The 23,026-nt window shown below is 54.0% G+C and carries 23 protein-coding genes and 2 tRNA genes; 12 read left to right on the top strand and 13 right to left on the bottom strand.

All coding sequences use genetic code 11. The features are described 5' to 3' along the window. Nucleotides 1–11: 11 nt before the first annotated feature. A complete protein-coding gene (gene glyA / locus ACR0E6_RS01420; RefSeq protein ID WP_480580456.1) occupies nt 12–1,307 on the top strand; it encodes a serine hydroxymethyltransferase in 1,296 nt (431 codons plus the stop codon). Nucleotides 1,308–1,447: 140 nt separating this feature from the next. Here glyA and ACR0E6_RS01415 read toward each other — a convergent pair whose 3' ends face one another. Continuing rightward, complete coding sequence (locus tag ACR0E6_RS01415; protein WP_170454046.1) at nt 1,448–1,822, bottom strand: hypothetical protein; 375 nt, start codon at nt 1,820–1,822, stop codon at nt 1,448–1,450. A gap of 46 nt (nt 1,823–1,868) precedes the next feature. On the opposite strand from ACR0E6_RS01415, the gene ACR0E6_RS01410 reads away from it, so the two are divergent. Beyond that, nucleotides 1,869–2,669: an alpha/beta fold hydrolase gene (locus ACR0E6_RS01410; RefSeq protein WP_480580454.1), complete on the top strand. Its 801-nt coding sequence runs from the start codon at nt 1,869–1,871 to the stop codon at nt 2,667–2,669. A 35-nt stretch (nt 2,670–2,704) separates the two neighbouring features. Here ACR0E6_RS01410 and ACR0E6_RS01405 read toward each other — a convergent pair whose 3' ends face one another. The 3 genes from ACR0E6_RS01405 to ACR0E6_RS01395 all read right to left on the bottom strand — a co-directional run bounded on the left by ACR0E6_RS01405 (nt 2,705) and on the right by ACR0E6_RS01395 (nt 6,083). After that, nucleotides 2,705–3,082 carry a rhodanese-like domain-containing protein gene (locus tag ACR0E6_RS01405; protein ID WP_480580452.1) on the bottom strand — a complete coding sequence of 126 codons (378 nt, stop codon included), beginning with the start codon at nt 3,080–3,082 and terminating at the stop codon, nt 2,705–2,707. A gap of 133 nt (nt 3,083–3,215) precedes the next feature. After that, nucleotides 3,216–3,301 (bottom strand) — tRNA-Leu (locus tag ACR0E6_RS01400). A gap of 139 nt (nt 3,302–3,440) precedes the next feature. Continuing rightward, nucleotides 3,441–6,083 (bottom strand): AsmA family protein, encoded by a 2,643-nt coding sequence (locus ACR0E6_RS01395; RefSeq protein WP_480580450.1) that lies wholly within the window; start codon nt 6,081–6,083, stop codon nt 3,441–3,443. A gap of 353 nt (nt 6,084–6,436) precedes the next feature. Between ACR0E6_RS01395 and ACR0E6_RS01390 the strand changes: the two genes are divergently transcribed. From ACR0E6_RS01390 to ACR0E6_RS01375, 4 genes are all read left to right on the top strand, one after another. Beyond that, nucleotides 6,437–6,751: a potassium channel family protein gene (locus ACR0E6_RS01390; protein ID WP_170454052.1), complete on the top strand. Its 315-nt coding sequence runs from the start codon at nt 6,437–6,439 to the stop codon at nt 6,749–6,751. Between the two features lie 186 nt (nt 6,752–6,937). Continuing rightward, on the top strand, nt 6,938–8,017 hold the full coding sequence (locus ACR0E6_RS01385) for an AI-2E family transporter (protein ID WP_480580448.1): 1,080 nt from the start codon (nt 6,938–6,940) through the stop codon (nt 8,015–8,017). After that, a complete protein-coding gene (locus ACR0E6_RS01380; protein ID WP_480580446.1) occupies nt 8,014–9,078 on the top strand; it encodes an HlyD family secretion protein in 1,065 nt (354 codons plus the stop codon). Before ACR0E6_RS01385 ends, ACR0E6_RS01380 begins: the two co-directional genes overlap by 4 nt. After that, nucleotides 9,068–10,084 (top strand): DUF2955 domain-containing protein, encoded by a 1,017-nt coding sequence (locus ACR0E6_RS01375; protein WP_480580444.1) that lies wholly within the window; start codon nt 9,068–9,070, stop codon nt 10,082–10,084. The genes ACR0E6_RS01380 and ACR0E6_RS01375 overlap by 11 nt, the downstream gene beginning before the upstream one ends. Before the next feature lie 111 nt (nt 10,085–10,195). Here the strand turns inward: ACR0E6_RS01375 and ACR0E6_RS01370 are convergent, their stop codons facing one another. Continuing rightward, entirely contained in the window at nt 10,196–11,680 is a 1,485-nt protein-coding gene (locus tag ACR0E6_RS01370; protein ID WP_480580442.1) for a BCCT family transporter, read from the bottom strand. 540 nt (nt 11,681–12,220) lie between these two features. Here ACR0E6_RS01370 and ACR0E6_RS01365 point away from each other — a divergent pair. Continuing rightward, on the top strand, nt 12,221–12,658 hold the full coding sequence (locus ACR0E6_RS01365) for a hypothetical protein (RefSeq protein ID WP_480580440.1): 438 nt from the start codon (nt 12,221–12,223) through the stop codon (nt 12,656–12,658). Then, nucleotides 12,651–14,063: a tyrosine-type recombinase/integrase gene (locus ACR0E6_RS01360; protein ID WP_480580438.1), complete on the top strand. Its 1,413-nt coding sequence runs from the start codon at nt 12,651–12,653 to the stop codon at nt 14,061–14,063. Before ACR0E6_RS01365 ends, ACR0E6_RS01360 begins: the two co-directional genes overlap by 8 nt. 496 nt (nt 14,064–14,559) lie before the next feature. Here the strand turns inward: ACR0E6_RS01360 and ACR0E6_RS01355 are convergent, their stop codons facing one another. The 3 genes from ACR0E6_RS01355 to ACR0E6_RS01345 form a co-directional block, all read right to left on the bottom strand. Further along, nucleotides 14,560–15,246 carry a hypothetical protein gene (locus ACR0E6_RS01355; protein ID WP_480580436.1) on the bottom strand — a complete coding sequence of 229 codons (687 nt, stop codon included), beginning with the start codon at nt 15,244–15,246 and terminating at the stop codon, nt 14,560–14,562. 124 nt (nt 15,247–15,370) lie between these two features. Further along, nucleotides 15,371–16,147, bottom strand: a complete 777-nt coding sequence (locus ACR0E6_RS01350; protein WP_480580434.1) for a hypothetical protein — start codon at nt 16,145–16,147, stop codon at nt 15,371–15,373. Between the two features lie 143 nt (nt 16,148–16,290). Then, nucleotides 16,291–16,509 (bottom strand): hypothetical protein, encoded by a 219-nt coding sequence (locus tag ACR0E6_RS01345; RefSeq protein WP_480580431.1) that lies wholly within the window; start codon nt 16,507–16,509, stop codon nt 16,291–16,293. A gap of 536 nt (nt 16,510–17,045) precedes the next feature. On the opposite strand from ACR0E6_RS01345, the gene ACR0E6_RS01340 reads away from it, so the two are divergent. Continuing rightward, nucleotides 17,046–17,852: a hypothetical protein gene (locus ACR0E6_RS01340; protein WP_480580428.1), complete on the top strand. Its 807-nt coding sequence runs from the start codon at nt 17,046–17,048 to the stop codon at nt 17,850–17,852. A gap of 177 nt (nt 17,853–18,029) precedes the next feature. Here ACR0E6_RS01340 and ACR0E6_RS01335 read toward each other — a convergent pair whose 3' ends face one another. The 3 genes from ACR0E6_RS01335 to ACR0E6_RS01325 all read right to left on the bottom strand — a co-directional run bounded on the left by ACR0E6_RS01335 (nt 18,030) and on the right by ACR0E6_RS01325 (nt 19,986). Beyond that, nucleotides 18,030–18,473, bottom strand: coding sequence for a hypothetical protein (locus tag ACR0E6_RS01335; protein ID WP_480580425.1), 444 nt, complete (start codon nt 18,471–18,473; stop codon nt 18,030–18,032). A gap of 518 nt (nt 18,474–18,991) precedes the next feature. Continuing rightward, the gene (locus ACR0E6_RS01330; protein WP_480580422.1) at nt 18,992–19,495 is read right to left on the bottom strand and encodes a hypothetical protein; all 504 of its coding nucleotides are present in this window, start codon (nt 19,493–19,495) and stop codon (nt 18,992–18,994) included. A 415-nt stretch (nt 19,496–19,910) separates the two neighbouring features. After that, nucleotides 19,911–19,986, bottom strand: a tRNA-Thr gene (locus ACR0E6_RS01325). A gap of 176 nt (nt 19,987–20,162) precedes the next feature. Here ACR0E6_RS01325 and ACR0E6_RS01320 point away from each other — a divergent pair. After that, nucleotides 20,163–21,038 carry a hypothetical protein gene (locus ACR0E6_RS01320; RefSeq protein WP_480580419.1) on the top strand — a complete coding sequence of 292 codons (876 nt, stop codon included), beginning with the start codon at nt 20,163–20,165 and terminating at the stop codon, nt 21,036–21,038. A 6-nt stretch (nt 21,039–21,044) separates the two neighbouring features. On the opposite strand, the gene ACR0E6_RS01315 is transcribed toward ACR0E6_RS01320, so the two are convergent. Then, nucleotides 21,045–21,311 carry a DUF2312 domain-containing protein gene (locus ACR0E6_RS01315; protein WP_170454064.1) on the bottom strand — a complete coding sequence of 89 codons (267 nt, stop codon included), beginning with the start codon at nt 21,309–21,311 and terminating at the stop codon, nt 21,045–21,047. Between the two features lie 154 nt (nt 21,312–21,465). On the opposite strand from ACR0E6_RS01315, the gene ACR0E6_RS01310 reads away from it, so the two are divergent. Next, nucleotides 21,466–21,684, top strand: a complete 219-nt coding sequence (locus ACR0E6_RS01310; RefSeq protein ID WP_170454066.1) for a hypothetical protein — start codon at nt 21,466–21,468, stop codon at nt 21,682–21,684. Nucleotides 21,685–21,694: 10 nt separating this feature from the next. Here ACR0E6_RS01310 and ACR0E6_RS01305 read toward each other — a convergent pair whose 3' ends face one another. Further along, nucleotides 21,695–21,910: a hypothetical protein gene (locus ACR0E6_RS01305; RefSeq protein WP_170454068.1), complete on the bottom strand. Its 216-nt coding sequence runs from the start codon at nt 21,908–21,910 to the stop codon at nt 21,695–21,697. Nucleotides 21,911–22,154: 244 nt separating this feature from the next. Between ACR0E6_RS01305 and ACR0E6_RS01300 the strand changes: the two genes are divergently transcribed. After that, on the top strand, nt 22,155–23,018 hold the full coding sequence (locus tag ACR0E6_RS01300; protein ID WP_480580414.1) for an MBL fold metallo-hydrolase: 864 nt from the start codon (nt 22,155–22,157) through the stop codon (nt 23,016–23,018). Nucleotides 23,019–23,026 lie beyond the last annotated feature (8 nt).

Here is a 23,026-nt window from a genome sequence, read left to right as displayed (position 1 = left end):
ATGGAGCGCAAATGAACGCCAACCTTCGTGATACGGGCTTTTTCACCCAATCCCTGTCTGACCGCGACCCGGAACTTTTCGGCTCGATCACATCCGAGCTGGGCCGCCAGCGCGATGAGATCGAGCTGATCGCGTCCGAGAACATCGTCTCTGCCGCCGTGATGGAGGCGCAGGGCTCGGTGATGACCAACAAATACGCCGAGGGCTATCCCGGTCGCCGCTATTATGGCGGCTGCCAGTTCGTCGATATCGCCGAGAATCTGGCCATTGACCGCGCCAAGGAACTGTTTGGTTGCGGCTTTGCCAATGTGCAGCCGAACTCAGGCAGCCAAGCCAACCAGGGCGTTTTTCAGGCGTTGATCCAGCCCGGCGACACCATTCTGGGCATGAGCCTGGACGCAGGCGGCCACCTGACCCACGGCGCACGCCCGAACCAGTCGGGCAAGTGGTTCAACGCGGTGCAGTATGGTGTCCGCAAAGAAGACAACATGCTGGACTATGATCAGGTCGAGGCGCTGGCGAAGGAACACCAGCCCAAGCTGATCATCGCCGGAGGCTCGGCCATCCCGCGTCAGATCGACTTTGCCCGCATGCGGGAAATCGCCGACATGGTCGGCGCGTATCTGCACGTGGACATGGCGCATTTCGCCGGTCTGGTGGCGGCGGGCGAACACCCCTCTCCTTTCCCGCATGCGCATGTGGCGACCACGACGACTCACAAAACCCTGCGCGGTCCGCGTGGGGGTATGATCCTGACCAATGATGAAGATATCGCTAAGAAAGTGAACTCGGCGATCTTCCCCGGCATTCAGGGCGGCCCGCTGATGCATGTGATCGCGGCCAAGGCCGTGGCCTTTGGCGAGGCGCTGCGGCCCGAGTTCAAATCCTACATCCAGCAGGTCGTGGCCAACGCGCAGGCGCTGTCGGATCAGCTGATCAAGGGCGGTCTGGACACGGTGACCCACGGCACCGACACCCATGTGGTGCTGGTCGACCTGCGGCCCAAAGGCGTCAAGGGCAACGCCACCGAAAAGGCTCTGGGCCGGGCGCATATCACCTGCAACAAGAACGGCGTGCCGTTTGACCCCGAAAAGCCGACCATCACGTCGGGCATCCGTCTGGGCAGCCCCGCAGGCACCACGCGCGGCTTTGGCGAGACCGAGTTCCGTCAGATCGCCGACTGGATCATCGAGGTTGTCGACGGTCTGGCCGCCAATGGCGAAGACGGCAACGGCGCCGTCGAGGCCAAGGTCAAAGCCGAGGTCGCAGACCTTTGCGCCAAGTTCCCGATCTATCCGAATTTGTAATCGGATCGGCTTGGAAAAAGAAAACGGCGCCCAGAACGGGCGCCGTTTTTTTTCAGTAGACGTTCCCGCCCCTTTTGGCATGCATCAAACATGCGAAGAAAAGGCTAGGGCAAGCGCCGCGCAAAGGACAAAACCTGCGATCAGATCAAGCCGCGCCACAGAAGAAACACCAGAACCAACACGGTCAAAGCCAGCAAGTTGAAGGCCAGACCGCCCAACATGCCGAGGAACCAACCCCAGCGCCGATCCGCCAGATTGATCGCCGTCAGGTGCGACTGAACCTCGTCCGAGGCTTTCGTCAAGGCAGGCGTATCCAGAACGCGGCGCAGTTTGGGGTGCGCCGCCATCTGTTCGGCCCTGGCCAGAATCATCGCCTGTTTGAACACCCGGCGCGGCAAACGGTGTCGGGCGCGGCGGATCGATGCCTCGAGCGTTTTGTCCCGCACACCCAGCTTGGCCCGCAGCAATGCGACGGTTTCCGTGATCCGGTCCTGAATGTCGGTGTCTTGCGCCATGGCCCCTCCTGACGCGCGACACTAGCCTTTGATGCTGTGCGCGACAATGGGGCTGGCTGTTTTAGAGCAAGGGCGGTATCACGCGGCTATGCTGAACACGATCATTCACGGCGAACCCACTGCGCTGCCGCCCCTTATAATCGCTCATGGCTTGTATGGATCGGCTCGGAACTGGGGTGTGATTGCGCGAAGGCTGTCGGATGAACGGCAGGTTATTGCGGTGGATATGCGAAACCATGCGCACAGCTTTTGGGACCCCCGGCACGACTATTCTGCATTGGCCGAGGATATCGCGCAGGTGATCGAAAATGTCGGTGGCCCGGTCGATGTGCTGGGGCATTCCATGGGTGGCAAAGCGGCGATGACGCTGGCCTTGCGGCACGGCGCGCTGGTGCGCAAGCTTGTGGTCGCCGATATCGCCCCGGTCGCCTATGGGCACAGCCAGATTCAGTTCATCGAGGCGATGCGGGCAGTCGATTTTTCAACGATCACCCGACGGTCAGATGCGGAACTGCAACTGGCGGATCAAGGCGTTGAAAAAGCACTGCAGAGCTTTTTCACCCAATCGCTGGATGTCGCTGGGAAACGGTGGCTGTTGAACCTGGATGTGCTGGCCGATCAGATGCCAAACATCATGAGCTTTCCAGAGCTGGATGGCGCATGGGATGGCCCGGCCCTGTTTTTGTCGGGCGGCGCGTCTGACTACGTCCTGCCGGAACACCGCGACAAAATCCGAGCGTTATTTCCCGGTGCGCGCTTTGCCAAAATTCCGGGTGCCGGACACTGGCTGCATGCCGAAAAACCGCGCGAGTTCGAAGCCGCCGTCCGGGCGTTTCTGAACGCCTGAACCAATCGCCGTGTGTTGATCGGGCAGGCCACGCTTCAGGTGTCTTCGACCTCGCCGCCGCCTTTCACCCAGTCGGCGAAACCGCCCAGATTGAACACCTGTTCATAGCCCATATCTTTCAACAGCTTGCCCGCCAAAGCGGCGCGACCGCCGGAGGCGCAATAGATCACAACAGGCCGGTCTTTGCGCATGTTTGGGTCATGAGACTCCAGGCCTTCATCTGCCCGGAATTCGAGCATTCCACGGGGTATATGCACCGCCCCTTTTGCCCGACCGGTTTTCTGCACCTCAGCAGTGCCGCGAATATCTAACAGTAACGCGCCGTGTTCGATCAGCTCGCGCGCCTTGACCATATCAACCCGTGGGACGACAGCGTTGGCCGCCGCCATCATGTCTTTCACTGTAACCGGCATATGCACCTCGTGATTTCTTGCCTTCTGCAAAAGGCTAACATGCGAAAATTGGAAGGTGTAGCCTCAAGATCGCTTGGGTTGCGCCGAAAACAGATGTCGGAACTTGTTGCCAAAGCTCTGATCGAAACAAGATTGGTACCCGCGGCCGGACTCGAACCGGCACGGCGTTTCCGCCTGGAGATTTTAAGTCTCCTGTGTCTACCATTCCACCACGCGGGCATGTCGTGATCAGGGGCGACCCCCGTCCGCCCTCATTACAGGCGCGAATAAATGAAAACAATGCGGTAAGCCAAGGCAATGTGGGAAAATCGCGAGATTTCGACCGTGCCCGCGCCCAACTGATTTTTCGAACGCACTGCTACTGCAATTGCAGGATATCCGGAATGCAAAGCTTCCGCTGCGCCGGCATTTGATCCGCACCGTCGGAACGCTTGAGCCTCTTTGGCCCGTCCTTGACCTTGACGTTCGGCTTGGCCAGCGGGCCTTTCAACGTGACCGGCCAAGGGCTGCGCGAAAGCGGCTCGCCTATCTTGCGCGGTTGCAGGTTCAGGTCTAGGGCCTTGTTGGCCATATTGACACCGCCAAAGACGACGACCTGAACCTGATCCGTTTCCAACGTGGTTTGTTTGGTCGAAATGTTGCCGTTGGAAATGCTGAGGGGTGCGCGCAGACATACGATTGGCGCGACCTTCTGCTTTTCCTTGGAAAATACCCAGGGCAAAACGCCCAGCCCTGCCAGATCCAACAACTGCGTTTCGATTGACCCGTCGCGCATGGAAACCGTCGCACTGCCGCTCATCGTGCTGGCAAAGTGTTTGGCGGACTCGGTTCCTCCGGTCACCGAAAAATCCGCATAGATCGTGCCGCTTGCGCCCTTTTTGAAGTTCAGGGTGTGAAGGATGTCGTCCAACCGCCAACCGCCCGCCTTGCCGGTCAGGGTCAGCAGATGCGCCTCATTCGAAAGATCCATCTGCCCACTTACGTCGAACTGAGCCCCGCCATATTCAAATGCCAGCGGACCGGCGCGAAGCTCGTTTTCGTCGAGCGTCAGTTCGCTTTGCAAGCTGCTGACGCCTTTGGCACCTTCGATATGCCGAAGGTCGATATCAACATCGATATCAATACCCGACAGAAGAATGGAACGTCCGATGGGTTTCAGCGTCACATCTCTCAATGCGCCGGGTCCATCGGCTTCGGCGCTGGCGTCTTCGACATCCTGCGCTGCGCTGCCAAGCTTTCTCAATTGCGCGGCGGCCTGAACGATATCACGCAGTTGATCGATCTTAATCAGGTCACTTTCAATCGCGCCCCGCAGCACAGGATCGCTTGTCGCGTCATCAAGATCGGCCTTCACGAGCAATACGGACTCGGCAAGTTCGACGCTGGCGTTTGCATTCCAATCGGTGCCTTCGCTCACCAAATCGATCCCAAAGCGCGCGCGCCCGGTTTCAACGGGGTCCAGCGACAATGCAGCCATCAGGTCTGCACCGGACGGAACATCAACATCGATTGCCAGATCCAGGTTTTCGAACTTGAGGACATTCTTAACCGTACCGTGCACCTCAAGGGACCAGACATCCGTTTCGCTCGTCTTGCCATCAAGGTTGATCAGTGAAAGTTGATTAATGTCCCCGTTCAAATGAAAGTCGCCCGAAAACCGGCCAAGCTGATCGTCTGGCCCCATGAGTTCGGGCGAGATCAAGCTGCTGGCGGGAATATCCATCAGACCTTCGGCTGATACGCCTTGCAATTGCAGCGCATCGTCAACAGATCCGTTCAAAATGACAAACGGATCAGCCGGGTTTCCGATCCGCAGATTGATGTTTCCGACCCGCAAAGCACCGTCCGGCGTTCTGGAAAGTTCCGAAAACTTGACCGGCGGCGGCCCTTCACCCGCGGTGTCCAGCGTGAACCCATTGGTTTTAATGACCATTTGCCGCTGAGGCACCTGCCCCGGCACGCTGTCCATAACCATATCAACCGCAACTAGCTTGAGGTCATAGCGAGATGCCGCAGGGCCCGGTTCCGCGTCTTCGGGATAAAGCCGAATACGGGTTGTCAGCGACACATCTGTGGGGTTCCCCAACTCTCCGATTTGGCCCGTCAGCGATAGGCTTTGCCCGCCATCCAATTCAGCCCATACGCTCAGATCATCAATCCGGGCCATGCCATCAGCCGATTTGAAGGTTGCCGCCACATTGCCCGCCCCTTCCAGCACGCGGTTAAGTTTCAGCACGTCCAGAAGCTGTCCAAGTTCTGCAATCTCTACGGTCGTCTTGACCTGCAACCCGTTCTCTTGGGGGATCTGTTCAGCCGCAATCGATATTTGTTCGAAATCCATCGCCATCTGAAACGGGTCTTCCGCGGGGAATGACCCATTCAGATAAAACGGCTCGCCATTTAGCGAACCGGTCCCAACGGCAGACGCGGTGTTCGTTCCCTCATCACGCGCCAGCACCAGATCCCTAAGCTGAAGATCCAGATCAAGTCCGTTCAGGCCGTTCTGGTACAGAATGGTGACGTCGGTCAGGTCAACTCGACGATCCGCCAGAATTCCGCCGACAGAGGGGTTCTGAGACTTCGCAGGCTTTTCGGTTTCCACTGTAGAAAGTGACTGCCAGTTCGCATTTCCGTCTTCGTCGGTGATCAGGTTCAGGTGAACACCCGATATGGCAAGGTTGCTGAGCGACAGCTTGCTGTTCCAAAGATCGCGGGCGGAGATTTCGAACTCAATCGCGTCGATGACCGCCAAATTGGCGTCAGTTCCAGACGAACCGGGAAGCACCAGCCCCGCCGCCGAGACCTGCAGTTGCCGACCAAGGCCCAAACGCACCTCGTCCTCGATCAAGACGTCCTGACCAAGTTTTTTGGAGATCAGGTTTTCAACGAAACCGGTCCTAAGCGAAGAAAACAGCGCCGAGGACAGGAACAGCCAAGCCGCCAAAACAGCAACAAACGCGATCGCGCAGCAAATCAAAACGCCTTTGAAAATCAAACGCACGTTCTACTCCTTTGGTTTCGATGCACTGTGTGGCTGGGCCAATTCCACGTGCGACACTTGAATACGCGGCTCTGCTGATGTTCCGAGCACTGGGCGCACCTTAGCGATAAGTTGCCAATTTCCAGTGACTTAATCAAACAGGAATCAACTTCGGTCCGCGTGAACACTTGCGTTACCGTGATGCCGGGCAGTCCAGCACCAAAAAACGGAAACACCCGCCCTTTTGGGTTTTTTTGAAAACGAACAGTCATTTTATGCGCGATCTTTCTGACGGTTCTGACGGCCAACTCGTCCCGGTTTCTTATATCATCAAATTAATGATATATACGATTTCCAATATATATGAGGGACCGATGAACTCACTGAAAAGAATTACACGGGGCATAGGTGTCGCGTTTCGGGACGGCCGGGTCAAAAGCCTGCTTGCTTTCACGCTTGGAATGATCCTCTGGGCATCTGTTTTCTACCACTATGTTGAAGGCTGGAGTTGGCTCGATTCCATCTACTTTTCTGTCGTGACAATCTCGACCGTAGGGTTTGGTGATTTTTCCCCTCAGACTGCGGCAGGAAAGATCTTTACGATGGCCTACATCATCGTAGGTCTGGGCATCTTTGTGGCTGCGGCGACGACAATCGCAAACACGATCCTGTCTCAGGACGACGAATAGTCACCCAAAAAAACGCCAAAGGATAAAAGCGCCGCAAGGTCGCCTGAAGGTTGGACTTTATTGATTGGGCTGATCGCCGTCCAAGGCGGCGCAAAGGTCCAATTTACGACCAAATCCCGGAAATCACAAAAGATATTCATATTAAATTTTTTGAGTGTATTGTTAACAAAGGAACGGAGGGATGGAATGGAAAAGACACAGGACGCCAAGATCGTCGATCTCGCAATACGTTTGCTCTTTCTCGGGTTATTCCTTTACAGCGCATTGGTAATGATCGCCCCGCTGGCAAGTGTGGTGATCTGGGCCACGATCCTTTGTGTGGCGCTTTACCCGGTATTCGATTGGCTACAGTCCAAGCTGGGCGGGCGAAAGTCGCTTGCCGCAACGATCCTGGTTTTGCTTGGCCTTGTGCTGACCTTGGGGCCGATTGCCACTGCGGTGTCGGGGGCTGCTGAACTTGGGTCCGAGTTTGCCGAACAGGCTGACAGCGGTGAATTGGAAATTCCACCTGCCCCGGACAGCATCAAGGACTTGCCCCTGATCGGAGAAAGAATTGCCGAAGTCTGGGGGTTGTTTGAACGAAATCTGGATGGTGCGCTTGCAAAATACGGGGCGCAGATTCTTGAGATCACAAAATCGCTGTTTGGAAAGGTTCTGGGCATCGGAATCGGGTTGTTGGGTCTTGCCCTTTCGGTGTTGATCATGGGGGGCTTGTTCAGCCCCGGACCGACATTGGTGCAAGGTCTTCAGCGCTTTGCCAACCGGGTGTTCGCGCCGCGAGGCGGCGAATTCGTGACGCTGGCGGGGGCGACGATCCGGAATGTGACCAAAGGTGTCATCGGTGTTGCTGCCATTCAGGCCGTAGTTGTCTGGATTTTGCTGGCACTGTTCGGGATTTCTTCTGCTGCGACACTGGCATTCATTTGCCTGATCCTCTCGATCATCCAGATCGGGCCGGGATTGGTTCTGTTACCGGTCATCATCTACGCGTGGAGTTCGATGTCAGGTGGTGCGGCCCTGGCATTCACCATTCTGGCCATTCCCACGACGGTAATGGACAGCTTCCTGCGGCCCGTCTTCATCTCAAAAGGTCTCGAAACGCCAATGCTGGTGATCCTGATCGGTGTTCTCGGCGGCATGATGGCCTATGGATTGATCGGCATCTTCATGGGACCGGTTCTGTTTGCCGTTTTCTACGAACTGTTCAAGGTTTGGATCGATGCCTCGCCGGAAGGCAATGACGCCGCGGACGGAGCGGCGCAATGAGGAAGACAATATGGACGACGCTGGCCGTCATTTTGGTTCTTCTCGTCTGGTATCTGGTTGCTGATCGAAAAACGCCATTTACGGGAAACGCCAGGGTCAAGGCCGTTGCAACCCAGATCGTCCCGCAAGTCACCGGAACGGTGATCGAGGTTTTGGTCGAAAATGGTCAGGTCGTCTCGGCCGGAGATGTACTGGTTCGGATCGACCCCAGACCATACGAAATTGACCGCGACAAAGCCGAAGCGGACCTGGAAGCCGCAACACAAGAGGTTGGCGCTTCGTCGGCAGAGGTCAGCGCCGCTCAGGCCAAACTGGCACGGGCGCAAAGTGATCTGGACACCATGCGCATCCAGACAGAACGCGTTTTTGCGCTTGAAAAGAAAGGGCTGATTGCCGTTTCGAAAGCAGATGATGCGCGGGGGCAACTGGCCGAATCCGAGGCGAATTTTGAAAACGCCAAAGCAGATCTGGAGAAAGCCAAGCAGAGGCTCGGCGACGAGGGCATTGAAAACCCGAAGATTCAGCGCGCGTTGGCCGCGTTGGCGGATGCAGAGCTTAACCTTGAATGGACGGAACTGCGCGCCCCGGCGACAGGCGTGATCTCAAATCTGCTGATCGCACCCGGAACTTATGCCCGATCCGGGCAGGACCTGCTGACTTTCCTGGATGCGACGGATGTCTGGATCGAGGCGTATTTTACCGAAAACAACCTGGGTCGGGCGTCGGTTGGATCGCCTGTAGATGTGGTGCTGGACATGCATCCCGGCAAAATTGTTCCCGGCGTCATCGAAAGCTTTAGCGCAGCCGTTTCCCTAAGCGGCGGCGACACACCCGGTCAACTGGCCAGCCCCCCAAGCACCAAGGGGTTTCTTCGCGAACCCGAGCGCTTCCCGGTCCGTATCGTGCTGCCGGGTTACGAGGCCGGAAGCACCGAGGATGACCTGCGCTTTCAGCTCAACGGGCAAGCCGACGTGATCATGTACCTTAGCGACAGTTCTCTGCTGAACGCGGTGGGCCGCGCCTACATTCGCGCGGTTTCGATCCTGTCCTATGCGTACTGAGGATCGGCGCGCAGTACACAGACTTGCGCTGGGTGTAACTGGCGTCTTCGCGCTGGGGCTGTTTCTGGGGTGGCCTCTGGCCGTTGTCGGGGCCGTGTTCACGGCCCTGTTTCTTCAGGCCCCAGCCGCTTTGCCACTGGCGGCCTTCGCGAAGCTGTTTGTCTTCTCGATTGGGTTGATGTTCATTTCCTTCCTTTTGTCATCGACCTTCGCGCCCTATCCGGTGGTTTTCCTCATTCTGGTGGCCATCGGGATTATCCTGTCGTTCATTTGGTCGGTATCCGGCGCAGGTGTTCTGCCCGGAGTCATCGCCCTGATGGGGGCATTGATGATCCCCAACCTTGCGCTGCAATCCCAGGATCTGGCTTTGGTGCTAGTGTTCTGGATACCACTGAACCTGCTGTTTGCAGGGTTCGTTTCGACATTGATGTTTGTATTGATACCAGCCGCACCCCAGACAGCGGCCGAGAAAAAAGCAGCACCCCCAACTGACTTTGACCCGCACCGCCGGATTGTCAGAATGTCGCTTGTCACGGTTCCATTTGCCTTGGCGTTCTTTGTGTCCGGCGCATCGGCGTTGCTGGTTCTGTTCTTTGTGGCACTTCTCAGCCAGCAGCTGGCGGCAATGCCTGCCGCGGGCAAAACCGTGGCCAAGGCAATGCTGACGGCAAACCTGCTGGGTGCGGCAGTGTCGATCCTTTGCTACGAAATCAACGTCATCGCCCCGATTATTCTGACGCCAATTCTGCTGTGCTTTTTCTTCTGCATAACGCTTGGAGCACTCGGAAAATCTCAGGCTACGCTCGCCGCCGCGGCAGGCTCGGCGTTGACAACGGTGCTGATCGTCTATGGTGGATCAATCTCTCCGTTTTCGGATGAGGCCGACGTCAAAAGCATCACCCGCGTTTTGCAAGTTGCCAGTGCTGCGATTTTTGTGATCGTTGCCTATGTCGTGGTGGATGAGTTCTGGCCGGAAAAGAAACGGCAGATGTCGACAAACACCTGACAGGTGTGTTGCCTGCCGTCCTTAGTCAAACACGATAAAGCGCCAGCCAGATCAGAAAGCCGATATACACAAAAACGGTAACGTTCAGAACCGTATCGACAATTGTGCCAGTCATTTCAAAACCTCCTTTGACAGAGACTTGAGAAGGCAAATCACCAAAACCGGAACGATAAAAACAAAGGCGATGGCTGAAAGCGCGATGATCGACCGGACCAGAGAAACGTCGTTCACAAAGATCATGGCCAGACCAAGGGCCCCAAGCACCGCGCCCCAGATTGTGCGAATGCCGGGCGACGGGTTTTCGTCCCCGCCTGTTCCAATCATTGCAAGCGTAAAGCCTGCGCTGACAACGCTGGTCACAACAAACAGGAACGCCGCTGCAATTGTCGCCAACTGCGTCACATATTGCAGGGGAAACTGTTGAAGCAACGCAAAGGTCGTCGCATCAAGGCTTTGGTCGTTGACCTCCAACAACTGTCCGTTTCCTTGCAGCACGTCGAAAATGCCGATCCCGCCGAAAACACCGAACCAGAAGATTGAAAACAGCGTTGGCGCAATAATGACGCCGGTCAAAAACTCTCGGATCGTTCGCCCGCGTGAAATTCTGGCAATGAAGATGCCCACAAACGGGGACCATGCCAGCCACCAGATCATGTAATTCAGTGTCCAGTCCTGGAACCAGGTCGATATGGTTTGGTCAAAAAACTCGGTTGTCGAAAACCCGGCGGGAAGGACGTTGAAAACATACCGCCCAAACCCTGAAACGATCGTGTTCATTGCAAAAGACGTGGGCCCGACAACCAACAGAAAGACCAACAGGATGATCGCGATACTCATCGCCAGATTTGACAGTTTGGACATCCCCTCGCCCAGATCCCGTCTGAGCGGGATGAGGAAGGCAACGCACATGACGACAAATATGAGCGCTGTCAGGTAAAACGAGTTGGGTATTCCAAGGACCCCAGCCAAACCTGTCTGGATTTGAAACACGCCCATGGCCAAAGAACCCGCCAAGCCGACTGCAATGGCGACAACCGACAAAAAATCGAACACCCAAGCCAATGCACGGGTCCAGGCCCTGTCTCCGTACACATCCAAAACTGGCGCGCTGAGCGACAAAGAGCGTTCTCGTCGAAAAGCGAAATAGGCAATGATCAACCCGACGACCCCGTATATCGCCCAGGCGTGAAAACCCCAGTTCAGATAGGTGACAAAGATAGCCTGACTTGCCGCTTGAGAATCCGGGCTGAACGCGCGAATAACCGAGAAATGCGTCAGCGGCTCGGATGCGCCAAAAAACAGCAACCCCACCCCCATACCCGCCGCAAAGAGCATCGCAATCCACGCGGGCGTGGAAAACTCGGGCTCGGATCCTTCAGGGCCAATTCTGATCGAGCCGAACCTGGAGAATGCAAGGTAGATCGCCAGCAACAAAAGCGCGCTGGCTTCAAGCATGATAAACCAACCTCGGCTTTCGAACTGCACCGCCACGATGCTGACCGAGACGGACCCCAGCCCTTGAGGGTCAATAATCCCCCATATGGCAATCCCGCTGCTCACCAGCAGCGCGGAAACAAGTAGAGCGTTGATTTTCATCGCTTAACACACTGAATGACTGCGTCTGTGGTAGCACCGTACTAACAAATCAACTGTGCTCAAAGCTGCAAAATTTGGACGGCGTTGCGAGGCGACCGACCTTTATCAAGAGGGTTAGTGGCACAGTTTTCCGCAAACTCGTGCGGCAGACCTGACTGCGGTGTTAATCGTGCGGATGAAGCGGCTTGTTGTTCACACTATAATCACTTTTGAATATCAAAACTGTCTGCAATTTACCCCGATTTTTAGGGATGGCAGCCCATTGAAATCAGGTAAATGGTTCTGAGGCGTGATAGTGGTGCCCCCACACGGACTCGAACCGCGGACCTACTGATTACAAATTAGTAATATAGACGTATACTAGGTACCCACCTTCAAGACATTTGAGCATTAAATCACTTTACTTCAACGGTTTAAAGCCGGTATAACCTACTAATACGTAAAACGCCGAGTTGACCTATTTTGGATACCTAGACTAATCTAGGGACGCGTTTCAAGGTCTTCCGGCGGGATTTGAATACCTAGAATGGAGTAACGAATATGGTTGATTTGAGCGGGTTATCCCGGCTCGAAAAAGTCCAACTCGCCTATCGCCTGCTGTGCGAATGCGGAGACTACGACAACTCGGTAATGGGTGCAGTAGGTGAAGTATATGCCGAGGAAGCTCTTGGCATGGAAAAGGCACCGAAGGGCGCGAAGGGGTACGACGGATTCCTAAATGGACGACGGCTGTCAGTTAAGGCAAAGGTATCTGGCGCGCATCCAGACAGCGGGACATATGTAGCGATTACTGAAAAATCCCGCCTTGAAGTCGATGATTTGGTGGTCGTTTTTGTTTGCAACGATGGCTCTATTGATCGCGTTATTGGACCGTTTGATTTGAATTGGGTGAATCCCCGTCCACACAAACAAGCCCCCCGCTATGTCGTCAGCGACATGTTGAAAGCCATAGAACGCGGAGGGCCTGCCGATGGCTAGTATACCTAGAAATTGTCGCGGGCAGGTGACCCAGCGAGAAATCGATGGGTTGGTGCTGCCAGACGGTAAGATCCAAGAAGACTTTTGGCACCCGGACATGGGTGGTTTCGGTGTCCGGGTCGGAAAGAAAGGCTCGGTGTACGTTGCCAAAGGGTCCGTCAAGGTTGGGACCCGAAAGCGACCCAGGCGGATTACCATTGGCAGGACTGATCTTATCGGGTTGGCTGATGCTTTGGCCAAGGGTCGGGAAATCCTTGGCATGATGGCCCAAGGCATAGACCCCAAGGAGGTTGCTGCTGCCGAAGAAGGACGGATAGCGACATTGCGGGATATGATCGCTCGGGCCGAATCTGGCAAAGGCGACGGCTACGGCAATGGTGTTCGCAAGTATATGGCCGACCTACTGGATGTGAGATTGGCCGATATCGATGCTGGGCGGATTGAGGTCGAATACCGCAGGATCATCCAAGAGGTCAAAGCACGAAAACACGGCCCGTCGGTTCGTTCTACAGCGCCAGGTGTTGCCACAGCGAACGCAGTATTGCGTGGGCTTTCCGCGATGTGGAATTATGTTGGGATACTCGAAGGCGAGCGACACGGCATACCACCGAACCCAGTTGGGAATTTGGCCAAGGTCAAGGCTGTTCGCAAGACCCCAGTGAAGAAAGACCGTATTGAGTCAGCGAAACTCGGTGATTTCTGGAGGGTGCTGGTAAGGGATGATTTCGTCGTTGGTCGGGATGCGGTGGCCGTGATGCTGCTTACTGGATTAAGAAGGCAGTCAGCTTGCGCCATGAAGGTTTCCGAGTGGGACAGCGATGGGCAGATACTGACTTTTGCTGAGGGTCGACTGAAAGGGAAAACAGGTGAAGTATCCATACCGGTCTCCAAGGAAGTCGCTGCTATTTTGGACCGACGCACTGATAAGGCTGTAAATGGTTGGATGTTTCCTAGCTCGGGTAAGGCTGGGTATCTAGCTGAACCGAGGTCGGTCTTGGATAGGCTGATGAAGAAAATCGGTGGGCAGTGTAATATTCACGGATTGCGCAGGACGTTTAGCTCCGAGGCATCGTTTGCGATGTTCGAACCCCAACGAAAGCAGTTGATGGTCCATGCTATGTCCGGTGTGACGCAGGAGGTCTATACCGAGGTAACCGTTGAAGACTTGCGGGCGTCTGCTCAATCTGTGACCAATAGACTGCTTGGTTATTGCGGCGATGACTCAGTGATTTCGGCGTTGATTGATGGACGGGTAGTTGACGGGATTGAACTCGGTGAACGACGGGCCGAGGTACTCCATGAGGTCAAGGTAGGAATGATTGAGGCGGCGGCTGACCCGGACAATGTTCGGGCGGTGGAAGCGGTTGTATTTGGGGGCGGCGGCAGGCTCAAAGTAGATAGCTGAGGGACGCTGTAAGCGCCACAGGGCGTCGGTAAGGTGTTGGCGGCTATACCGGGGCCGCTGTGGGCGTACAGGGGCTACAGTAGTCGGTTAATTTAAACGCCCGGCCCGGTCGATACGAATACGAACGTGTCGTGCTAGGGTCAGGACCCAAAAACAGGCTCAACCTCTAGGGCGACTTCACCCAACGGCGCACGTTGGCTGTAAACGCGGGCAAAGACCGCGGAGCGGACGAAGCGTGCTTTAGTTGCAGCTGCGCTCATGCCTGCATTTGCGACAGTAGGCAACGTTGGACCTGTGCCTTTCGAACAGCGCAAAAGATCCTTACCGCCTGATCCACGAACCCAAAGCATAACACGTTTCACTTATGATTTGATAAGAAGAGAACGGGCATTTGAGTTAGCTAATTTCACTTACAAGGTTTATGCCTTTGTGTTCTCCGTCAAGAAAGGTTTTGCATTTTGCTTAGAGTTGCGTCGGCTTTTTGGGAACTACCAATTTAGTTGTAGCACTTTAACTTCAATGCCTCGGATCGCAGAGAAAGCAGAGTTGAACTTTTGTAGAACTGCTCATTGAGAACTTCCTTATACACTTGCTCAAAGGCAGCAGGTTCTAGATCATCCGATATGCTTGGGATCGGTTCTGCAATTTTTTGGACTTGACGTCCAATTCTCTTGCATTCTTCCTTTTGAATATTTAGCGAACCTGGCGACCGTTGTCTCGCAATCCTGCTCTGGCTTGCAGAGCTACCAAAGACAATCGAATCTGCCAGCAGGCGCACCCTTTCATTATAAGCTTCAAGTTGAGAGTTCGACGCCTCTGCTGTTTGATTTGGGCCAATCAGCATTTTTTCAAATAATTCGTTAAACTCTTTATTTTTTTCAGAGTCTGAAAGCTGAGAATTACGGAGAATCTCGCATTTCAGAAAAATAAGTTTCTCCCAAATATAAAGCTGTTCTCCTCGAGACATATTAGACAAATCGGGAGCACGAATAATCTCTTTAAACGAACCATCGATTTTCGCGTTAACGCCACCAAGGCGTGTCATCGAACTGTCGACCTTACCGTCAATCATTCCTTGGAATTCACGTGACACTGTGTCATCGGCTGAAGGCTCAAGGGGATTGCAATCAAGCGCAATAGCTTGAGATGTGAATAAAAAATAAAGAGCGATAGCGGTGCGCATTCGTGTTCCAGAATTAGATCATTGACGTCAGTCTTGTATGACTACACCTGGTGGATAACTTTCTTCACGACATCGGCCGTTGGTGCCACGGGCACGGACCAGAGACAGAGCACATCGCTTCTCCCTATGTTGGCTCCACGCTTGAGATGCAATTGAATTTCCCAATTTCGGCACCATATTTTTTCATCAGGTCGTTCAATTCTGCCGCTGGAGAAAAGCCTCGTACATACTGTATGTCCTTTCCATCTGAGCTAAGTAAAGATCGTAGAACAAAGGCAAATCTATCTGCTTGGAAATATGTCTTCTGAGAGTATGGACCAAATTGCTTTGAGGAACTTCTAAACGAATTCGCAGACATGGATATTGCCATTCCATACTGGCCCCTTTGAACCAAGCACTCCAGATCACATTCTGATTTTCCGCCAACTTTAGAAAAACCTACCCGTTTGCTACCTTCCGGGAGGCTATGGTCTTTCCCATCCCCAGGGTACAAGTCAGCAAGATGATTATAGGGAAACTCGCACTCTAGCTTGGAATCCTCGTAAGCCGGACCAATTGTCATTTGTTCGAGCAACTTATCAAATTCACGACTTTTTTCCGAATCCGAAAGGCGAGATTCGTTCAAAAGTTCACACTTCAAAAAAATTAGCTTTTCCCATATGTAGAGCTGCTCGCCTCTGGACAGAGTGGAAAGATCAGGGGCTCGAGTTATCTCTTTATAAGCCCCGTCGATTCCAGCATTGACACCTCCCAAGCTAGATATCAAACCGCTCACCTCGCCGTCGATCTTGCCTTGAAACTCAACGGAAACCCTATCGTCCGCGGATGGTTCAAGAGGCCCACAATCTAGCGCCATCGCTTGAGATGAAAAAAGTAAGAATAAAATAATTGCCGCGCGCATGCCTGATCCAAAACATTGCTGATAGAATGACCACCTTGTAGCATATTAAGGCTAAAAGGTCGATGCTCGGCCTTCAGGCAGAGTAGGGCCGCGTCCACAACCACCAACGACCCACCGGCGCTGACGAGCGGCACAACAGTCGGTTAGCTTTTGGTTCCTAGCTTTGCAACGGTATCTAGCATTGTTTTAACCATGCCGTTTTCTCCAGCCTCTACTTCGCTTGCAGCCGCTGTTCGGTTTTGCCCAAACAGTCTTTGTGATAGCTGAATTTTGAGCACTCGTTGCTGATCTTCGGTAAGTGACGCAATGAATGGATCCAATGCACCAACTTCCAAAGAAATCCGTGGAGAATAGTCACTCATTAACTTACCCTTCTTGCAATCTTAGGTTGAGTATGTTAACCCTAATTTATCTCTAACCCGCAGTAAATGTTGAATAATTTATACATCCCTACTGGCCTTCGAAGGCTCACCTACACGAAGCCTGTTGACTGTTGGCTATCGAAAATCCCCGATGTTCCCCGGGGCTTGACTGCCGATAAATGATCCTGCTAGTGATTAAGTCCCTGTCCAGACCCGACTACGCCTCGGGAAGTCAACTGGCTTGCGAAAAGCGGTTAAGAAACTACGGGCCCTGGGTCTGCCGTGCCTCCCGAACCTTCACGACACATTCTGAATCCCTCGCACGGAATCCGTGCGCGCTAATGCTGAAGGAAAAATAGCATGGCAAACTCAGTAAGAATGGTCCGTTCGGACCGCCCCAAACTGACTTTCGCATCGAAGGTCATCAACCTTATCAGCTACGAACTTGCGATCCTGAGTGACGCTGAACTAATGCAGCTCCAAGCCGCAGTCGGCCAAGAAGCTCTTGCTCGCTCCCAGAAGACGGGAGGTAAGTGATGCGTATCGCTATTCCGTCCTACAAGCGACCGGAGTTTATCAAGAACCCGGAATGTGTGTATGAGCAGATCAAGGAGTTGGACCCTTTGGTGGTCCTTCGCCCAGAAGACGCTGCCAACTACGATCTGCCGTCCCAGCACGTCGCCATTTTGCCAGCTGGAATCCAGCACATCGGGGATACACGGCAGTGGATTTTGGAACAGTTTGGGCATGATGGCGTCTTGATGTTGGACGACGACACCAACCTACAAACGCTTAAGTTCGATGGCGTAGAAAGCCAGCTTTTCAAGTGTGAAAAGTCCTTCGACATTGAACACTTCAAGTCGCGCTTAAATGAACTGGAAAAGGCTGGTCCTTGGGGCTTTCTGATGAAAGCTACTATGTGGTCAGGCGGTGTATATCGCGGCGTTCGTCCTCTGGGGACACGGATCTATTACGAAACCAGCTATTTCCGGTTAAAGGACCTGCCTCCAATGCCGGATATTTCCCAGTTCCCGCTTGGAGAGGACGCCATCCTTTGTCTGTACTTAGGATCACAGGGTATTGTGCCGAACATGGTTGGTGACGTGAATGTCAAGGATATCACGTCACGTAGTCGGTCAAAACCCACTGGCGGCACTTGGACTTATCGCGAAATCGCTTCTGAAGAAGCGATTGAACATTACACGCGTGAGGTTGAACGCATGGGTTATCCCAAAGGGATTGTAACCAGCCGATTTAACCGCCACCGGGGTGTCCCTATGCTTTGGACCGACCGTATCAAGGTTATCCAGCACATCAAGGCACAGGCATCAATTATGGCATGACAGCGGTGGAAAATAGCTCCGGGATAACCGCTGAAAAGCCATAGGGACTGCGTATGCGTGTCCCCTGCCTCGTCGCCTAAAGCTAGGCGGCGGGCACTCCTGAACTAATGCACAAGATTTTGCTTCAAGCTTTGAGGATCAAAAGCAATCGCATTTTACCAAACGAAATTATTGCCACTATTTGGAATTTGTACCAGTTGGCAGTCCATACGTAGGCGGCCAATCCAAATTAAGATCTTGCCGATACTTCTTGATTACTGCTTCCACATCCGCCTGCTCCTTCAAAAATTCGAGATGAAGCCGTTTGTCATGTTCATGTTCCATCGCTAGGAGCTTTGATCCCAACGTTGCTCCAATAAACAAGCAGGTAGAGAAACTAATAATTACCATTGAGGTTTGGACGACCTTTGAAAATTTGAGCGAAAGAATGGCCGCCGAAGCGCCAAAGAAGGTTAGAACTGCCGGTACTACGTCTGAAATTGCCCCCGTCCGACTAAATCCGGTCATGTACCCTACGATCCATGCAAGGTAAGAAAGCGGAATAGAAATCAAAAACCCTTCTAGGACTTCAGACTTTATTTGCGCTTTATAGTCGTCGTCGGCGGTTAAGCGTGGAACCATTGAGTACGCCAAAAACACTATCACCGACGCCGTGAGCGAGGAGAGAATTCCAAACAACAGATAACTGAAGCTATCTAGTATGTGCCAAGTCGTCAGCATGTCACTGGAAACTGAACCAACCCGGCCTGTTCGCTCTTCTATTTAGGTCCCGCAGTGTTACGCAAAATGCCCAAGCCACGCTCTGTGGGTCTGGAACGTAAAGTCGCTGTCTACAAGCGTCTAAACAGGCCTGAGCCTGCGCGCGTTGACCGTCCAACCTTGAGTTAGAAATCGTCAGAGCTTCATGGCAGAACAGCCTGGCTTCGGGCAGGTTCAAATCAATATTTTGAGCGCTGGCAGGACTAGCAACTAAAAGTGCAAAAACTATCACTCGAAAAAACATTTTGGGTTCTCTCTTTGATACCTATTTCGTTAATCTGCAGCCGCATACTGCACTTATCAAGGAATTAATCACCGAAACATCTCTGTCACTTCAATCATAGACGCAAAACTCAAGCACATAATAAGCCTAATCTAGCTTAAACACATTTCGACCCAATGGGATGACTCTTGATTTGAAGTAGCCCTTCCATTTCGGCCAAAGGATCAAAGGCTTTCAAGCTCGCGACCTCATGCGCGGCGTCGATTTCAGCCATCTTGCGGTCGGCTTCACCGATCTTGGCCAACATAGAAGCCTCCCAATCCGCGATGCGCTTATCAGCCGGACGTAAGGCGTCTGATTGGCGGTCTTCCGCCACCGCCTCAGAAAGCCTCTCAGCGGTTCTTTCGGCGTAGGCTATTACGCCCTCGGCCATGTCTAGATCGAACTGTACAGCGGCTCTGCGGGCCTCTCGGTTGGTCTCAGCATCGTATTTCGCCGCAAGCATTTCTGGGCTGAACCGAGTAAGCAGTTCGTCGGCCCGGTCGATGGCGTCTTCGCGCGCTTGCTGCTCTTTTGCCAAACGGCGGTCGCGTGTTTGGATGAGAGTGAGCGGTTCGGTTTTTCCAGCAGTTCCCCGGCAGCGTTTCTGGCTGTGAGCCATGAAGTATCCGGCGTCGTTGGAATGCCCGAAAAGAATTTGGCCACGATATCGTCGGCCTTGGCGATCTGAGTTTGCTTCGCGGCCATTGGAATCTCCTTCTCCACGAGTGATCGAATGAGTTGCGATTTGCTGATGCTCCTTTCTTCTGAAAGCAGGTCGATGAGTTCGGCGGCTTCCGGCGTGAGGCTATAGGTCTTGAGTACAGACATCGCGCAACCATCTGATAATGTTACTTAAATAGTAGGCGGCGTGCGTTTTGGGATGTAAACGAAAGAATTAGGTATTAGGTAGGATTCGACCGATGGTTAGTCGGTCCAACACGGCACCATGACGGGTTTTGAATACCTAAAGCCGATACCTAGAAAAATCCCAACGCATACTTTCTAGGATTACGTAAATATTTTAATGGCTTAAGTGGTGCCCCCACACGGACTCGAACCGCGGACCTACTGATTACAAATCAGTTGCTCTACCAGCTGAGCTATAGGGGCACTGGCTGCCGATTACTGCCTTCGGAACAGGACTGCAAGTCGGAATTTCAGCATTCGGTTGGGGATTGCCGAAATTTCTGCGATTGTGTGAAACTCAACCTATCGAAGCGGCGGGCTTCGTTCTATGTGATGCAGGTCGAGGAACGCTTGGCAAAACCTTTGGGCGCAAGGAAAATATGCAGGTAGTCATTCACGCTGGGGTCGCCTTCACGGATGAAGGGCAATTGCTGGACTCGCTGGTCGCCAACAAAGGCGTCATCACTCAGACCGGGGCTTTTCCGCTGGGGCCGCGCAAGTGTCGGCATTTTGAAAGGATTATGTCGGATTCGATCCTGAAAAACCTGCCTCTCGCCGACACCCGGGATCAGTTGCGGGCGCTTCTGCCAGATACCTCGGGTTTCGGGCGTTTGATCGTGTCCGGCGAGAAATTCTTTGGCCCGATCAAGACTGCCTTGCAACATGGCCAGATGTATCCGTTTGCCGGACGGCGCATTGCATACTCGCAAGAGGTTCTGGAAGGGGCAGAGGTCGAGGTTTTTGCCGGGCTGATGAACCCGGGATCGTTCATTCCGAAGATTCTGACGGCAATGGACCCTGACCGCGCGCGGTCAATTCTGGACACCACGGACCTGAGCTGCCTGAGCTGGGTCAGCATGATCGAAGACCTGAGCGACCTGGCGCCCAACGTGAAGATCACGCTGTGGGAAAACGAGGACACACCCCTGATCTGGGGCGACATCGTGCGTGCCATGGCCGGTTTGGGGAATGACGTTGCGATAAAGGGCGAGCATACGCTGCTGGCCTCTTTGTTGACCGAGCAAGGCAAACACCAGCTTCTGCCGCTGATCCAACAGGAACAATCGGGGGCCAGGCTTGCCTCGCGCGATGAGTTGATCGCCTTGTTTGAAGACTATGCGCAGCCCGACCAGATCGAAGAGGAACTGGATCTGCCGGGCTGGAACGCAGATATCGTCAGCGCGTTTTCAGAACTTTACGCGCAGGATATGGCGAAAATCCGAACCCTGCCAAACATTCGGGTTCTGGACGTCTAGGCCGGGTTACATCCCCAGCGCTTCCTTATACATCTCCAGAACCGCTTCTTCTTCGGCGATGTCGTCTTTGTCGCGCTTGCGCAGCGCGATCACTTTGCGCATGACCTTGGTGTCATAGCCACGGGCCTTGGCCTCGGCCATCACTTCTTTCTGCTGTTCGGCGATGTCCTTCTTTTCGGCATCCAGACGCTCGAACCGCTCGATAAACTGGCGCAATTCGCCAGCGGTTACGCGGTAATTTGCGGTGGCCTGATCTTCGGTCATATCTTCCATCGACGTCTTTCCCTAAGGCTTGAATTGGATGCAGTTACCTCGCGGATACATCGGGTCCGCGCAGGTCGCAAGCACCCAATCCGTCACCGGGCTTGTCTGTGCCGGTGCGATCCAGTAAGCGCAGGTTCAATTCGCAGCAACTTTTTGGGGCGCCATGTTTGAAGTCATCACCTGGGGCGGGGCCGCCCTGTCACTGGCCGGGCTTGCCGGACTGGTCTGGTGCATTCTGCGCGTGATGAAGGCGCGCAAGGCCGGATTGTCGGATGATGAATTGCGTGCCGTGGTTCAGGGCGTTCTGCCATGGAACCTGGGGTCCCTGTTTCTGTCCGTGATTGGCTTGATGCTGGTCATCCTCGGGATCTCCTTCGGATGACCGCCCGGCGCTAGATCGGCATATTGTCGAACCGCGCTTCCATTGCATCTTCGCACAACGCGGAATCCAACCGACGCAGGCGGGATGGAACATGCATGCCCTGTCGGCGCATATGATCGACAATCTTGCTGACACTTGGTTGCAGAGCCAGACGCGTATCCAGGCACGCGTTTTCCAGCTTTTGTTCAAGCTTCTCGACTTCGGAATAGATGGATTTCGGTTCCATATCGCTCCTCCCCAGTGGTGCCAGTATCTCCGATATAGGTAACGGGATTAAGACCGGAACAGATTACTCTGATACTGTGCGGAAACCCGCCGGAGAGTCCGTCATTTTCGGCAATCCGGCGCGGTACGGTTAAAGTTTAAGCCAAATTAATCAAACCTGCCTTGACGGACATCAAAAACCAAATCGGATATTGAAACATATTCCATCGTCAATATATGAGGTATGGACAGGAGCGGAGGACCCCATGACCCCAAATGTGAAAGCGTTTTTTGACGATCAGACCTTCACGGTGTCCTATGTGGTGAATGAACCCGACGGAGGGGCTTGTGCCATCATCGACAGTGTTCTGGATTTTGACCACGCCTCCGGTCGTACCACGACCAAATCAGCGGATGAGATTATCGACTACGTCCGGTCCCAGGGGCTCAGGACCGAATGGATCCTGGAAAGCCATGTGCATGCCGACCATCTTTCGGCGGCCCCCTACTTGCAGGATAAGCTTGGCGGAAAGATCGGTATTGGCGACCAGATCGTGACCGTGCAGGACACGTTCGGCAAAGTTTTCAACGAAGGGACCGAATTTCAACGGGATGGCAGCCAGTTTGACGCCCTGTTTGCGGAAGGCGACAGCTTTCACATCGGGCAGATGCGTGGGGACGTTCTGCACACGCCGGGTCATACGCCCGCCTGTTTGACCTATGTGATCGGGGATGCGGCTTTTGTCGGGGATACGCTGTTCATGCCCGATTTCGGCACCGCGCGATGCGATTTTCCGGGCGGTTCTTCATCTACGCTATATGCGTCAATCCAGAAGATCCTGTCCTTGCCCGATGACACTCGCGTTTACGTCGGACACGATTACAAAGCCCCCGGGCGCGATGAATATGCCTGGGAAACCACGGTGGGTGAGCAGAAGGCGCTGAACATCCACATTGGCCAGGGGCGCAGCATCGAAGAGTTTGTCGAAATGCGGGATGCGCGCGACGCGACTTTGGCAATGCCGCGCCTGATCCTGCCGTCTTTGCAGGTCAACATGCGCGCGGGTCAGATGCCGCCGGCAGATGAACAGGGCGATGTGATGCTGAAGCTGCCGATCAATAAGCTTTAACAAAGGGA

It is taken from the genome of Ruegeria sp. AP12 (assembly GCF_056540025.1).
This window is presented reverse-complemented; position numbering and strand designations above follow the sequence as displayed.